Annotated in this window: 14 protein-coding genes, 3 pseudogenes and 1 riboswitch; of the genes and pseudogenes, 6 read left to right on the top strand and 11 right to left on the bottom strand. The window is 61.1% G+C overall.

Annotated elements, in window-relative coordinates; translation table 11 throughout:
* Positions 1–66: 66 nt before the first annotated feature.
* Positions 67–1,086, top strand: coding sequence for a LacI family DNA-binding transcriptional regulator (locus ACF8GF_RS09795; RefSeq protein WP_176683418.1), 1,020 nt, complete (start codon positions 67–69; stop codon positions 1,084–1,086).
* A gap of 297 nt (positions 1,087–1,383) precedes the next feature.
* Here the strand turns inward: ACF8GF_RS09795 and ACF8GF_RS09790 are convergent, their stop codons facing one another.
* Positions 1,384–1,749: a VOC family protein gene (locus ACF8GF_RS09790; protein WP_209965612.1), complete on the bottom strand. Its 366-nt coding sequence runs from the start codon at positions 1,747–1,749 to the stop codon at positions 1,384–1,386.
* Between the two features lie 69 nt (positions 1,750–1,818).
* Here ACF8GF_RS09790 and ACF8GF_RS09785 point away from each other — a divergent pair, with 69 nt between their 5' ends.
* Positions 1,819–2,508 carry a helix-turn-helix transcriptional regulator gene (locus ACF8GF_RS09785; RefSeq protein ID WP_392488074.1) on the top strand — a complete coding sequence of 230 codons (690 nt, stop codon included), beginning with the start codon at positions 1,819–1,821 and terminating at the stop codon, positions 2,506–2,508.
* Between the two features lie 30 nt (positions 2,509–2,538).
* Here the strand turns inward: ACF8GF_RS09785 and ACF8GF_RS09780 are convergent.
* Positions 2,539–2,637, bottom strand: a pseudogene (locus tag ACF8GF_RS09780) (transposase domain-containing protein); the annotation flags it as partial.
* A gap of 20 nt (positions 2,638–2,657) precedes the next feature.
* Positions 2,658–2,991, bottom strand: a pseudogene (locus tag ACF8GF_RS09775) (IS66 family transposase zinc-finger binding domain-containing protein); the annotation flags it as partial.
* A gap of 344 nt (positions 2,992–3,335) precedes the next feature.
* Between ACF8GF_RS09775 and ACF8GF_RS09770 the strand changes: the two are divergent.
* Both ACF8GF_RS09770 and ACF8GF_RS09765 read left to right on the top strand, forming a co-directional pair.
* Positions 3,336–4,220 (top strand): annotated as a pseudogene (locus ACF8GF_RS09770) (PAS domain-containing protein); the annotation flags it as partial.
* A gap of 42 nt (positions 4,221–4,262) precedes the next feature.
* Positions 4,263–4,757, top strand: coding sequence for a methyl-accepting chemotaxis protein (locus ACF8GF_RS09765; RefSeq protein WP_373604740.1), 495 nt, complete (start codon positions 4,263–4,265; stop codon positions 4,755–4,757).
* Here ACF8GF_RS09765 and ACF8GF_RS09760 read toward each other — a convergent pair.
* From ACF8GF_RS09760 to ACF8GF_RS09725, 8 genes are all read right to left on the bottom strand, one after another.
* Positions 4,732–8,004: a transporter substrate-binding domain-containing protein gene (locus ACF8GF_RS09760; RefSeq protein WP_392488073.1), complete on the bottom strand. Its 3,273-nt coding sequence runs from the start codon at positions 8,002–8,004 to the stop codon at positions 4,732–4,734. The genes ACF8GF_RS09765 and ACF8GF_RS09760 overlap by 26 nt on opposite strands.
* Positions 8,005–8,017: 13 nt before the next feature.
* On the bottom strand, positions 8,018–8,632 hold the full coding sequence (locus ACF8GF_RS09755) for a response regulator transcription factor (protein WP_176683438.1): 615 nt from the start codon (positions 8,630–8,632) through the stop codon (positions 8,018–8,020).
* A 221-nt stretch (positions 8,633–8,853) separates the two neighbouring features.
* The gene (locus tag ACF8GF_RS09750; protein ID WP_176683439.1) at positions 8,854–9,096 is read right to left on the bottom strand and encodes a DUF1272 domain-containing protein; all 243 of its coding nucleotides are present in this window, start codon (positions 9,094–9,096) and stop codon (positions 8,854–8,856) included.
* A gap of 66 nt (positions 9,097–9,162) precedes the next feature.
* Positions 9,163–9,915, bottom strand: a complete 753-nt coding sequence (gene cobM, locus ACF8GF_RS09745) for a precorrin-4 C(11)-methyltransferase (protein WP_176683440.1) — start codon at positions 9,913–9,915, stop codon at positions 9,163–9,165.
* A gap of 34 nt (positions 9,916–9,949) precedes the next feature.
* Positions 9,950–10,336: a cobalamin biosynthesis protein gene (locus tag ACF8GF_RS09740; RefSeq protein WP_176683441.1), complete on the bottom strand. Its 387-nt coding sequence runs from the start codon at positions 10,334–10,336 to the stop codon at positions 9,950–9,952.
* A complete protein-coding gene (locus ACF8GF_RS09735; RefSeq protein ID WP_339443968.1) occupies positions 10,336–11,022 on the bottom strand; it encodes a CbtA family protein in 687 nt (228 codons plus the stop codon). The genes ACF8GF_RS09740 and ACF8GF_RS09735 overlap by 1 nt, the downstream gene beginning before the upstream one ends.
* A 9-nt stretch (positions 11,023–11,031) precedes the next feature.
* Entirely contained in the window at positions 11,032–11,220 is a 189-nt protein-coding gene (locus ACF8GF_RS09730) for a CbtB domain-containing protein (RefSeq protein WP_176683443.1), read from the bottom strand.
* A gap of 92 nt (positions 11,221–11,312) precedes the next feature.
* Positions 11,313–11,536: riboswitch (cobalamin riboswitch) on the bottom strand.
* Positions 11,537–11,655: 119 nt separating this feature from the next.
* A complete protein-coding gene (locus ACF8GF_RS09725; protein ID WP_392488072.1) occupies positions 11,656–12,135 on the bottom strand; it encodes a GNAT family N-acetyltransferase in 480 nt (159 codons plus the stop codon).
* Positions 12,136–12,259: 124 nt separating this feature from the next.
* Between ACF8GF_RS09725 and ACF8GF_RS09720 the strand changes: the two genes are divergently transcribed.
* Both ACF8GF_RS09720 and ACF8GF_RS09715 read left to right on the top strand, forming a co-directional pair.
* Positions 12,260–12,889 carry a LysE family translocator gene (locus ACF8GF_RS09720; RefSeq protein ID WP_176683445.1) on the top strand — a complete coding sequence of 210 codons (630 nt, stop codon included), beginning with the start codon at positions 12,260–12,262 and terminating at the stop codon, positions 12,887–12,889.
* Between the two features lie 21 nt (positions 12,890–12,910).
* Positions 12,911–13,783: an alpha/beta hydrolase gene (locus ACF8GF_RS09715; RefSeq protein ID WP_339533490.1), complete on the top strand. Its 873-nt coding sequence runs from the start codon at positions 12,911–12,913 to the stop codon at positions 13,781–13,783.
* Positions 13,784–13,862 lie beyond the last annotated feature (79 nt).

Here is a 13,862-nt window from a genome sequence, read left to right as displayed (position 1 = left end):
CATCCTGAGACAGCGCTACCTTAGTGGCCGTTCCCTATCCTTGCAAGTAGTAAAATTACAACATTCATGTCCCGCATCGGCTCCCGTACTACAGGTCGTCCCACCCTGGCTGAAGTTGCCAGGCTTTCCGGGGTTTCCCCAATTACCGCTTCGCGCGCTTTGCGTGGGGTCAGCACGGTTGCGCCCGCGCTGGTGGAAAAGGTCATCGCCGCGGCGGCGAGCCTCGGCTATGTGGCCAACCCGGCAGCCCGGGCGTTGGCCTCGGCACGCAGCCAGTCGGTGGTGGTATTGATCCCGTCGTTGTCCAACCAACTGTTCATCGACACCCTTGAGGCCATTCACGAGGTCATGCGTCCGCGTGGGCTCGAGGTGCTGATCGGCAACTATCACTACGACCTCGCCGAAGAAGAGAACCTGATCCGCAATTACCTGGCCTATCAGCCCTGCGGCATTTTGTTGACCGGCTTCGAGCGTAGCGAAGCTGCGCGGCAGATGCTGGCTGCCAGCGGCGTGCCGTGTGTGCACATGATGGAGCTCAATGGCGAGCCAGGGGCTTTGTCGGTCGGTTTCTCGCAGCATCAGGCCGGACGTGCTGCTGCACGGCACCTGATCGAACGCGGGCGCAAGCGTCTGGCATTCATTGCTGCGCAGCTGGACCCTAGGGTGATGCAGCGTGCCGAGGGTTTCCGTCAGGCGCTGGCAGAGGCCGGTTTGCAGGCCGCCGAGCTGGAAGTGTTGGCGCCGGAGCCATCGTCGATTGCCCTGGGCAGCGCGCTGTTCAGCCAGCTGATGCAGCAGGCGCCGGATGTCGACGGCATCTTCTTCTGTAACGACGACCTGGCCCAGGGCGCGGTGCTGCAGGCCTTGCGTCAAGGGGTGGAGGTGCCACGTCAGGTGGCGATGGTCGGTTTCAACGATTTGCCGGCCTCGGCGCACATGGTGCCGCGCCTGACCTCGATTCGTACACCACGGGCTGCGGTGGGTCGGGGCGCAGCGCAAGCGCTGCTGGCGTTGCTGGATGGCAAGCGGGTGACGAATGCGCAGCAGGATCTGGGCTTTGAGTTGATGGTGCGCGAGAGCACCTGAGAGTGCCCGCCAAGGCCTTCTCGCGCGACTTCCACAGGAATGATTGGCCCAAAACAGATGTGGAGCGGGTTTACCCGCGAAGCAGGCGACGCGGGGCATGGCACCGGCTGTGCCGGTGTTCGCGGGTGAACCCGCTCCTACGGGGGCGCTAACGGATGGATTTTGGTAAGCGTCCGGCGAACACTCAGCAGAGCGGAACCTGACGCATAGCGTACACGTGAGTCAGTTTCGCGTGCTTTGGCATGACTGAAGGAATGCGAGGCATGGACATTTTTCGAATCCATGCCAAGAATCAAGTCAATCAGGCATGCACACTCGTAGTCGATGGCCATCCGGATCGAGTGCCACGAATGTCAGACCAAACACTGCGTGGTGAAGCGCCTGCTCAATGTGGACGCCTTCAGCCGTCCATTTTTGATGAAGATCTTCTACCTGCGTTTCCGTCTCAACCAGAAAGGCAACCTCGGTACGATGACCGCTACCTCCGCTTTTGTAATCCTTGGCATTGGTCGACCAGAGGCCCAAGGCCGTACCATTATCAAGCAAGAACGAAACATAACTGGGGAATGCCGACTGCGGCTTCCGTTCAAGCAACTTTTCATAAAAGTCACAGCTTTTCTGAGGGTCTTTTACGTACAACAGGAATAGGTTTGGGCTTGCCATGAAATATCCTCGAACATTGAGGCTCAGATGCTATTCGACTCTGCTGACAAAAAATGTCAGCATTGACGCATGACCCGTACTCAACGACTTCTTTCTCTCGTACAAATTCTGCGCGCGCGCCGTCATCCAGTGACTGGACAGAGGCTTGCGGAGGAGATGTCAGTAAGTCTGCGCACTGTGTATCGCGATATTGCTACATTGCAGGCTCAAGGCGCCGACATTCGGGGTGAGGCTGGTATCGGCTACATACTCCGTCCAGGATTCGTTCTCCCACCTCTTATGTTCAATGAGCAAGAGCTCGATGCACTGATGCTTGGCATGCGTTGGGTAGCACAGCAACCTGACGCGTCGTTGGCTCAAGCAGCGCTCGACGTATTGTCAAAGGCAGAAGCGATACTACCATCAGCTGTTGCTGGTAGATTGTTCAAGACGCCATTATTCGCTGTATCCTCTCAATCTCGTGGTGCATATGGGTTTGACGCCAAGTGCTTACGCGATGCCATACGGCTGGAGACGAAAATTCGCTTAGTCTATGTGAGTGAAAAATCCGTAGAGACGGAGCGTACCGTTTGGCCGCTGGGAATTGGATATTTTGAAGATATGGAAATCCTAGCTGCATGGTGTGAATCTCGCAGGGACTTCAGGCACTTCCTATTAAATCGAATTCAATCCCTAGTACTCCTCGATGCTGACTTCAAAAACCAAGGAGGGTGGCTGCTGGCCAAGTGGCGAGGCTCGCGTTTGGATGTAGTTCCATGAACTAATTTCAATGGGGCAGGCATAGATGAATCAGGCCAGCCTCCACTGGTGAGGCAGCAGTTGCCCGATCATACTGGCCCACTGCGTCGGCAGCCGCGTCAGCACATCTTTGAGATAGGCATACGGATCATGCCCATCGCAAGTTTCTAGGTCGGGATACCTTTGTCGATGACCTGCGCCGGCACTGGCGAATGAATTAGGGTTTCGCACTGACGGCGGGCCTACTTACCACGCTTATGTTGCTCGACGGTAAATACGCCCGGCGTGTAGTCCAGCTTCTTGCTGACGTCTTCACCAATGCGTTGAAGTCGGTAGCCACAGGCGCACAGGGTGTTTTCAGGGTCGTGACGAATTAGGTTACGCGGCAACTGCCTGAATCTTCTTGCTCATCGCCTCGACCTGAGACTGCAACTGCAACGCCTGTGCTACCTAGGCACGAAGCTGTTCCGGGGTCATCTGGTCGAGGTTGGGCAAGGAAGTCATGCCGCCGATTGTCCCAGAGCAGGTACTGGACGACGACATGTAGAGCGGCCAAATGGCCGGCGTTTACAGCATGCTGATCACACCGCCTGCACCGAGCAGCCTTCGGGATCTGAGGCTGGCCATTTCACCGTGATCATTTGCTCGGCCATGGGTAACTCGATGATCACTGACGCCTCAAGGGTGATCGCGTCCGCTTAAAAAGACGCAGACACCATCGCCCTTAATGCTGGAGTCCGGAAGGTGAGCTCCCCGGGCGCTGCGGATTTTTCGCCTTGCAAGTGATCGCAAGGAAACCGGCCTGCCTAAAGACAGGCGCTGTAGGTGTAAGAGCGAGCTTGTTCGCGATGCGCCGCGCGAACGGCGCTGGATCTATCAGGCGCCACAAATGCCACGACTTGCAAACGGCGATCTATGCTCAGAAAACCGCGCATAGGGAGCCCCGTGTCATGTTCGATTTCCATCGCAAGTCTGATTTGGCAGAAATCCAGCGCAGCCGCCAGGCGTTGGCCGATGCGCAAAGCAAACTGGCTGCTATCAGCCGTGCCATGGCGATGATCGAGTTCGCCCCCGACGGTACTATCCTCGACGCTAACGAGCGTTTCTGCCAGGCCATGGGCTACAGCGCCGACGAGCTGCGTGGCAAGCACCACCGGCTGTTCTGTGAGCCGGACTATGCAAAAAGCGCCGAGTACCAGCAACTGTGGCGCGAGTTGGGGCAGGGCAAGGCAATCAGTGGTACGTTCGAGCGCATCGACAAGGCAGGGCGCGAGGTCTGGCTGGAAGCCAGCTACATGCCTGTGCTGGACGAGCACCGGCAAGTCACCAGCGTAATCAAGGTGGCATCGGACATCACCCAGCGGGTAATGCTGGAGCACGAGAGCGAAAGCCTGCTCAAGGCCATCAGCCGCTCCATGGCGGTGATCGAGTTCACCCCGCAAGGCCGGGTGATCAAGGCCAACCAGAATTTTCTCGACACCATGGGCTACCGCCTCGATGAAGTGGTTGGCCGCCACCACGGGTTGTTCTGCCTGGCGCATGAACGCGAATCGGCCCAGTACCGTGAGTTCTGGGCTTCTCTGAACCGTGGCGAGTACCATTCACACCGCTTCGAACGCGTCAACAAGCAAGGCCAGACCGTTTTCCTGGAGGCCTCCTACAACCCGATCTTCGACAGCAAAGGCCGCCTGTGCAAAGTGGTCAAGTTTGCCAGCGACATCACCCAGCAGGTCTGCACCCAGCAAAGCGCCGCCCATGCTGCCCATGCCAGTTCGGTGCAGACCGATGCCTGCGCGCGCAAGGGTACCGAAGTGGTGCAGCAGGCAGTACAGGTAATCGAGCAGATTTCCCAGGAGCTTAACGACGCAGCGCGCAGCATCGATGCGGTAAACAAGCAGTCGGATGTGATCGGGCAGATTGTGCTGACCATCCGTGGCATCGCCGACCAGACCAACCTGTTGGCCCTTAATGCAGCCATCGAGGCAGCGCGTGCCGGCGAGCACGGGCGCGGCTTTGCCGTGGTGGCCGATGAGGTGCGCAACCTTGCCGCGCGAACCAGCAAGGCCACCCTGGAAATTGTCGATGTGGTGCGGCAGAACCACGACCTGTCGCTATTGGCAGTGGCCAGTATGCAATCGAGCCTCAACCGCACCGGTCACGGCGTGGCGCTGGCCAATGAGGCGGGCACGGTGATCATGGAAATCCAGCAAGGCTCACGGCACGTCGTGGATGCCATCAGCCAGATCAGCTCGACGCTGCAATTGCATTGAGCGCCTCGCGCATCTCGTCAAGCAGTGCCTGCAGGCTGACTTGCAATTGCGCGCGTTGTTCGGCGGTCGGCAGTCCTTTCGCGTGGGCGTGTTCGATAGCTTCACAGTCTTTGACCACGGTGCGCACCCTGATCATTTTGGCGCCACCCTTGATGCGGTGGGCCAAGGCACGCACTGCGTCATCAGGGGCGTCTGTTGCCAAGGCGCGCAGGGCGGCCAGGTCTTCACCGACGCTGATCGACAATTGCTCCAGCAAATGCCGCGTCAACTGTTCGTCGTCTTGGGTCAGGTGGCGCAATTCGGCCAGGTCGAACCCACTATGGCAGGGGCCCGGTGACGGCTGCTGAGGGCGTACCTGTGGCAGGTGGGCCTTGAGCGTGCGCAGGCCAATCGGCTTGAACAGGCATTCGTCCATACCACTGGCCAGGCAGCGAGTACGCTCCTCGGCCTGGGCGTTGGCGGTCACCCCAAGAATACGGCCTGCCGGCAGGCCGCCCTCGCACTCCAGGCTGCGAATGCGCCGGGTGAGCTCATGTCCGTCCATGACCGGCATGCTGCAATCGGTGATCACCAGGTCGAAGCGCGCGTCCTGCCAGCGCGCAAGGGCGATTTCGCCATTCTCCGCCAGTGTCACATGGTGCCCCAGGGTTTGCAGTTGCCTTTCCAGCAATAACAGGTTGGCCGGGTAGTCGTCGACCACCAGGATATTGAGCGGGCCGCTGCTGGTTTCATGTGTCGTGAGTTGCTCTTCCGCTTGTGTCGGTGCTGCGCAGACGGGCAACTGCAGGTTGACTTGTACCCGGGTGCCAACGCCCTCGACGCTCTGAAGGGTCAAGGAGCCGCCCATCAGTTCGGCCAGGGTGCGGCTGATGACCAACCCCAGGCCTGCGCCCTGACGTGCCCTTGGGCCATCGGCCTGAACGAAGGCACTGAACAGCCTCGCCTGGTCGGCGGGGCTGATGCCGATGCCGGTGTCGCGCACATTCAGCTCGATAGCCAGAACGCCCTGGCCGGCAACTTTGGGCAGCAGCAGGCATGCCTGCACTTCACCACGGTCGGTGAACTTGATGGCGTTGCTGATCAGGTTGGACAGAATTTGCTTGAGTCGCAGTGGATCGGCCAGCACCCATACCGGCTCCGCAGGCAGCTCGCCGTGCAGATGCAACCCTTTGGCCCGGGCATTGCCTTCGAACACCCGCAGCGTGGCGCGCACCAGTTCGACCAAGTTGGTAGGCACAGGCTGTAGGCTGATGTGCCCGGACTCGATGCGGGAAATGTCGAGAATATCGCCAATCAGCTCAAGCAGGCCAATGGCTGAATCATGGGCGGTCTGTAGGGTCTGGGCGTCGCTGCGGCCGCTGCGGCTATCTTCCAGGGCCAGTTCCAGCAGACCGATCACGGCATTCATCGGGGTCCGGATCTCATGGCTCATGGTGGCCAGGAAGGTGCTTTTGGTCTGGCTGGCCTGTTCGGCATCGTCCTTGGCCTGGCGTAACTGCTCCAGCAGCCCGCGACTGAGCGCAAGCTGTGCCTGCAGCGCGTGCTGTGCCTCGGTTCGCTGGTTGATCAGCTTGCGCAGGTAGCTGTTCCAGAACACCACCCCGGCCAGCAGCAGGGCCGACAGCACCAGTACCTGCAAGGCCAGGGTGCGGTAGTCGCGCCATGGGCTGTCGCTCACCAGTGTGCTGGTACGCCAGCGGTTGATCAGCTGGTCGAGTTCTTCAGGTGGAATGCTTAGCAGCGCCTTGTCGAGAATGGCCTGCAACTGGGGCTGGTCGGCGGCTACGGCAAAGGCGGCAATGGCCGGGGCGTCGTCGAGCACGCCGGCGATGCGCAAACGTTCCTTGAATACATGGCTGATGTAATAGGTAGCATTGATATGGCTGCTCAGGGCTACGTCTGCAACACCGTTGGCCACGGCCTCCATCTGACCGAGTGGGTTGTCAACTTCGACTATCTCGGCCTGCGGGTATCGCTGTTGCAAAACGGCCTGCTGCGGTGAGCCGCGCACCAAGGCGATGCGCTTGCCATCCAGGGCCTTGGCCTGTGCAGATGATTCGCCTTCGTTGCGGGTGACAAGCACGCGCGGGCTGACCAGGTAGGGGCGGGTGTAGCGCAGTTGCTTCAAACGGTCGGCGCCATAGCCCAGCGCCCCGATCATCTGTGCCTCGCCGTGTAACAGGCGGTCGATCATGACCTGCGATGAAGCACTCTCGACGGGTTTGAACTGCAGCCCCGTGCGCAATGAGATCTGCTTGAGCAGGTCCAGGGTGATACCGCTAGGGCGGTGTTGAGCATCGTTGAACGTCAGAGGTGCCAGCGAGGTATTGACCAGTACACTGATAGTGGGGTGGTCGGTGATCCAGGATTCTTCTTCTTCGCTCAAGGCAGTGAGGTGGCGCTGCAGCAGCAGGCTGGTATTACCACTGCTCCAGCGGCGCAGAATGTTCAGACGTTCACTTTCGCTTATGCGTGACAGCGCCTTGTCCACCAGCCGATGCAAGCGCGGGTTGTCGCTGGCGATGGCGAAGGCAAAAGCCTCTGGGGCCAGTTGGGAGAAATGGTCGATTTTCAACGTGCCCTGAAAACTTTTGCCGATCATGTAGTCGGTGCTGATGGCATCGCCCAGATAGGCGTCTGCCTCGCCCAGCACCACGGCAGCGAGCCCGGCCAGGGTCGAGCGGTACAGGCTCAGTTGCGCCTTGGGGTACTGGGTACGAACGCTGACGGCCGGCAGGTAGTGATCGACCATCGCCAGGCGCAGGCCGGCGAGGTCGGGCGTACTTTTCAAGCTGTGCCCCTCACGGGTGACGATTACGGGCAGGTCGTCGGCATAAGGGGTGCTGAGGCTAAGCTGGGCGTCCGCCGCTTCGAAGGCGTTGGAGCTACCCAGCAGGTCAATACGGCCATCACGCAAGGCAGTGATGGCCTCGTGACGGCTGTTAAAGCGGCGAACTTCAATAGGTATGTCAAGCTGTTCGCCGATGATGCCGGCGTAGTCTGCGCTTAACCCCTCATAGTCATGCTGACTCACATTGATTTCAAACGGGGGGTAGTCGGGGCGCGCACTGCCCAGTACCAGGTGTTGGCGTTGTTTCAGCCAGTGGCGATCATCGCTGGACAACGTCAGCGGGGCAGAGGCGCTGATTGAGCGCGCCAGCAGATGGCGTGGCTCGCTGCTGGCCTGCAGCACCGGGGACTTGGCTAGAGCAATAGCCAGAAGGACGCTCGCCAGCAACTGTTTCATGGCAGCCGAGCGCTCAATAGACGTTGTTACGCTTGGCCAGGTCGACCATTTCCACCAGCGACTCGGTCTTGAGCTTTTCCATGATACGGCCCCGGTAGGTGCTGATGGTCTTGGCGCTGAGGTTCATGCAAGTGCCGATGTTCTTGTTGTTCTCGCCGCGCGCGAGGCGCCGCAGCACCTCCATTTCCCGGTTGGAGAGACTGGCCAGGCGCACTGGCTCGCTCTCCAGCGAGTTGCTGTTGACCGACATTTGCGGAAAGGTCGAATAACCCTTGATCAGGGCCTTGAGAGCGAACAGCAGTGCCTCGTGGTCCTCTTCCTTGGTGACGAAGGCGCCTATCCCGGCATCCAGGCAGCGGCGCACATACAGATCGGTGGCCTGGCCGGTCAGCACCATGATCTTCGGTGCCGGCTCCAGGCTCTGCAATCGCTTGATGACTTCCATACCGTCCAGGCCAGGCAGGCCGATGTCGAGAATGACCACGTCCGGGCGCAGTTCACGGGCTACCTGAGCCACTTCACTGCCATTGCCGACCTCGCCGACGACATGGAAGCGCTCGCGCTCGAGCAGTAGGCGCAGGGACAGCCGGACAATAGGGTGGTCGTCGACGATCAGCACGGTTGTCATGGGGAAAACTCCTGTAGGGATGTGGTCCGCTTCCTGGAACACTCAGGAATACGTCTGCAAGTGGGGTTATCGGAAGCGCTGCACGATACGACCATTCCCGAGGTTTGGTAATGCCGAGTATAGAAGTGTTGAAATCCCTATTACTTATTGTTGAGAAATCCTACAAGAAACAGGAAAGGCATCACCCTGAAACAGCGGTGATGCCGGTTCTTTGCAGTTATTCAGGCGCAGGCAGCGTGCGGTTTGTGTATACGCAGTGTGGAGGCAGGGTTGTTGGTCAATGCCTGCCCGACCCGCGTCGGGCGGGCCACCAACTGCCCGGTACAATTCGGGCAGCGGCCTTGAAAGCGGGTTTCGGCACAGGCACGGCAGAACGTGCATTCGAAGGAGCAGATCAGGGCGTCGGGGCTGTCACCCGGCAGGTCGGCATCACAGCACTCGCAGTTGGGGCGTAACTCCAGCATGGGCATGGCTCCTGTTCGCAGGCGGGAACCCGGAGTCTGCTATGCCCGAGGCAAGGCTGGCAATGCTCAGTCGCCAGGACGGTACAGGTGGGCATGCCCGGCTCGGTACAAGGCCGACTCGGCGAACGGCGTATCCCCCAGTACGTGGCCTACCAGGATCAGCGCCGTGCGGCGGAAATCCTTGGCCGCTACGCGTTCGACAATATCACCGAGGTTGCCGCGCACCCAGTCCTGGTCTGGCCAGGTGGCCCGATGCACCACCGCAACCGGGCAGCTCGCGCCGTAGTGCGGCACCAACTCATCGACAATGCGCGACAGGTGCTTGACCCCCAGATGGATTGCCAGGGTGCTGCCATGGCGCGCCAGGTCATCCAACTGCTCACCAGGCGGCATGGGCGAGCTGTCGCCATAGCGGGTGAGGATCACCGTCTGCGCCACTTGAGGCAAGGTCAGCTCACAGCCGAGCAGGGCGGCGCTCGCTGCCGTGGCGGTAACGCCGGGGATGATCTGGTAATCGATGCCCAGCGCCTGCAGGTGGCGGATCTGCTCACCGATGGCACCGTAAAGGCTGGGGTCGCCGCTGTGCACCCGCGCCACATCCTGCCCTTGTTCGTGCGCGCTGCGCATGGCGGCGATGATCTGCTCCAGATGCAGTTCGGCGCTGTTGATCACGGTTTCGGCCTGGTGGCCTTCGAGCACGGCGGCGGGTACCAGTGAACCGGCATAAATGATCACCGGGCACTGACGAATCAGCCGTTGGCCCTTGACCGTGATCAGTTCCGGGTCGCCGGGGCCGGCACCGATAAAGTAGATGGTCATGCTAAGTCCTGGCAAGAAAGAGGGTACGAAACGCTCAGCAGGCCAGGGCGAGCGTCGCCGGGCCCAGTACCTGGCGCGTCAGCAGCAACCTGGCCGTACCCTGCCGCTGGCTGGCCAGGGCCAGTGCCGCGCTCTCGGCGACGCCCCAGCAGCCACTGTGTTGGTGGGCAGCGGCGGAACGGTGGCTGAGCAGTGGTTCATAGGGTTGCAGTTGCGCGCCATGGTACAGCACCAAGGGCAAGCCGAGGTGCTCTGCCAGTTGTTGCAAACCCGGTTCGTCGGCCTTCAGGCTGATGCTTGCGATGCCGCGCAGGTCGGCCAACGCCAGGCCCTGGTTGTCCAGTGCCTGGCACAGCAAGCGTTGCAAGGTATCCGCCGGGCAACCCCGGCGGCAGCCAAAACCGGCGTAGAAGGCAGGCATCAAGCCTGGCTGGAACGGCGGAACAGCCAGGCGCTGAGCAGGCCCAAGGCCAGCCAGAAGGCGGCGTTGGTCAGCCAGGAGGCTACTTTGAACTGGGTTTCCAGTGCTTCGGGGGCGAGGCTTTCGTGCACCTCAGGTTGCGGTGCACCGATCACATGAGGAATGACCAGCAGCACGGCGCCCAGTGCCTTCAGCAGCCAGTGGCGAGCGAACACCAGCAAGGCCAGGCCCAGCGCTGTGGCACTGGCTGTACCGACCCACCAGGTCTGGCGTTGCCCCAGATCGGCGGCTGCAGTACCTGGCAGTTCTGGTGGCAAGCCCAGGGTTGGGGCCAGGCAGAACACGGCGAAGCCAGCCAACCCCCACAATGCGCCAGTGGCGGTGCGTTTGGGCTCGCGAAGGCTGTACAGGGCGGCGAGGATCAGGGCGAAGCCGACCGCGACCACCAGATTGCCGCCTGTGGTGGACAGCACGCGTTGCCAGCCGTCTTCCGGCGACCAGGCTTCGGCGCTGTGTTCATGAGCGACCACTTCGCTACCGTGTTCGTGGTGTGCGGCCGGGGCCGAGGACTCGTAGGTTTCCGCCTCAAGAATCAGCGGGGCAACCCAGAAGCTTTGCAGCAAGGTCAGCAACAGGGCTGCAAGAAGCCCGCTGAAGCCCGCAGTACGGGCAATGCGCGTGATCATCAGGCGTACTCAGTGGCAGGGGAAGGCGGCGCTGTGGCGGGTGTCGTGGGCGGCGTTGTGCACGGCCTCGATGTGCGAGAAACCGGCAAAGTACACCAGGCACAGGCCCAGCAAGCTGGCACCGATGGCGATGGTTACACGCTGGCTGAGGGTAACGGGGGTCGCAAGGCTGTGTTGTTTGGCGCTGGTGACGGGCATGACGCGGTCCTCTGCTTCTTGTGGGCAATGGGCGAGCGCGGCAGCCCCGGGCGTGGCCGCCCAAGGGAATGCAACAGCGCCCGCCCACCGCGGGGTGTTCATGAACGTCAGGCCGGTCTCCGGGCTTGCGAGGAAGAGCTGGGCTCCTGGAACGCGTCACCTTCCCATGCCGTACTACAAGGCACAGTGGTACAGACGCTTCACTCGCTTACCGTTGCGGGGGCAGCACCGGCATTGTCCGGCCCTGCTGAAGGGCCTGGGACGCACCGGTTTCCCGTTTCACCCCCTGAGGGGCACCTGAACGCGAGGCATAAGGAGAGCATGGGGCGGGCTTGGCGTCAATGTCATACAGAGCGCGAGGCTGTCGAACAGCAGGTACCACCGCCTCGCGCCTGCGGTGTTCGTCCAGCAGGCAGAAGTGCAGGCGCCGGGCGATCACCCGCGGGCGAATGCCGCCAGCTTGTCGCCATCCAGCCGGTAGCGCACCCACTCATCCTGTGCTTCGGCCCCTAGCTTCTGGTAGAAGCCGATCGCTGGCTCGTTCCAGTCCAGCACGCTCCATTCCAGGCGCCCGCAGTTGTTCGCCACCGCTTCGCGGGCAATGTGCTGCAACAACTGCCGGCCGGCGCCATCGCCGCGTTGTTCGGGGGTCACGTACAGGTCTTCCAGATAGATGCCATTGCGCCCGAGCCAGGTCGAGTAGCTGTAGAAGTACACGGCAAAGCCGATTGCACGGCCATCACGCTCGCACATCAGGGCGCGCACGGTGCTGCCTTCGTCGAACAGGCTGTGCTCGATGTCGGCAAGGGTAGCGACCACCTCGTGGCGGGCGCGTTCGTACTCGGCCAGTTCGGTGACGAAGGTGAGGATCTGCTCGGCATCGGTACGCACGGCAGGGCGAATGGTGAGGCTCATGGTGACAGCTTCCTTGGTCCGGATTGGAGATACAGTGATGTGTATCTGCATAATTTAATCAAACTGTACCGGTCGCTGGGGAAGGCGACTCCGGTAGTGTGACAGCACCTATAAAGAAAGTGGAATGCCCGCCATGCTTGCCTCTGCCGACCTGCTGACCGCCTTTGTGCTGTTTGCCTTCGTGTCTTCCATCACGCCTGGCCCCAACAACACCATGTTGCTGGCCTCGGGGGTGAACTTCGGCGTGCGCCGCTCGGTCCCTCATGCCTTGGGTATCAGCTTTGGTTTCATGATGATGGTGCTGGCCGTCGGCCTGGGGCTGGGTGAGGTATTCAAGGCCTGGCCACCACTGTATACGGTCCTGCGCTACACTGGCGCCGCCTACCTGCTGTACCTGGCCTGGAAGATCGCCACTTCCGGGCCGGTCGGCACGGCCTCGTCCAGTGCCCGCAAACCGCTGGGCTTCTGGGGAGCAGCGGCGTTCCAGTGGGTCAACCCCAAGGCCTGGGTGATGGCGGTGGGGGCGATTACCACCTACACGCCCGCGCAAGGTTATGTAACCAACGTGATCGTCATTGCGGCCTTGTTCGCTTTGGTCAACCTGCCGAGCGTGGGGGTATGGGTGATGTTCGGCAGCGCCCTGCGCAACCTGTTGCAGCATTCACGCTGGCTGATGCTGTTCAATGTCGTGATGGCCCTGTTGCTGGTGATTTCACTGTACCCGCTGCTGTTTGTAGAATCAGCGTTTTCCTGACCCCGAGAGTACAGTAAGCCGATGCAGTTGATTCCCTGGTCCCACGAATGCGCCGAAGGTTTCACCCTGCGTGGCTGGCGAACCCCGGCCAGTGGCAAACCGCTGCTGCACTTCCTGCATGGCAATGGCTTCTGTTGCCTGACCTACCAACCGCTGTTGATGCACCTGGGCAAGCATTTCGACTTGTGGCTCTGCGACGTTCAAGGCCATGGCGACAGTGACCATGGCGGGGTGTTTCGCGGCTGGAACCGCACCGCCGCCTTGGCGGTGGAGGCCTTTCAGGGCGGACGTGGCGAGTATGGCGACGTACAGCGGTTTGCCGCAGGGCACAGCTTTGGTGGCGTGCTCACAGGGCTGATCCTGAGCAGTGAACCGCAACTGTTTGCACGCGCCGTGCTGCTCGACCCGGTGTTGTTCAGCCGACGCATGATCGGCGTGATGGGGGCAGCAGCCTTGGTCGGCCTGCATCAGCGCCACGCCCTGGCCCGCAAGGCTGCCAGTCGTCGCAGCCACTGGCCCGATCGCGAGTCAGCGTTGGCCTCGCTGCAAGGGCGTGGCATCTTCAAAGGCTGGACCCATGCGGCGCTGCAGGCCTATGTCGAGCATGCCATCGGGGATTGTGGCGAGGCCGTGGTGCTCAAGTGCCGGCCCAGCCGTGAAGTGGAGATCTTCAGCTCGTTCCCTAAACGCATGTGGGCCAGTCTGGCCGCAATCAGGACGCCGACACGGGTCTTGTATGGAGAAGACACCTATCCCTTTGTGCCTCATTCGGTGAATCGCCTGGCGCTGCTAAACCGCAATGTGACCGCACTGCAAGTGCCCGGTGGGCACTGTTTCATGCAGGAAGACCCGGCCATGGCGGCCGAGCAGGTGCTCGGTTTCTTGCAGGGCTGACTGTTCTGCAGGTGGGACGATGCATGCCATTTCAGCCGTCTACCGCTTGATTGGCGTCATTGATAAGGTTATCTCAACC

This window comes from Pseudomonas sp. yb_5 (genome assembly GCF_043103865.1).
Classification (GTDB): Bacteria; Pseudomonadota; Gammaproteobacteria; order Pseudomonadales; family Pseudomonadaceae; genus Aquipseudomonas; species Aquipseudomonas putida_Y.
The sequence above is the reverse complement of the archived record's forward strand: the minus strand, read 5'-3'. Positions and strand labels throughout refer to the sequence as shown.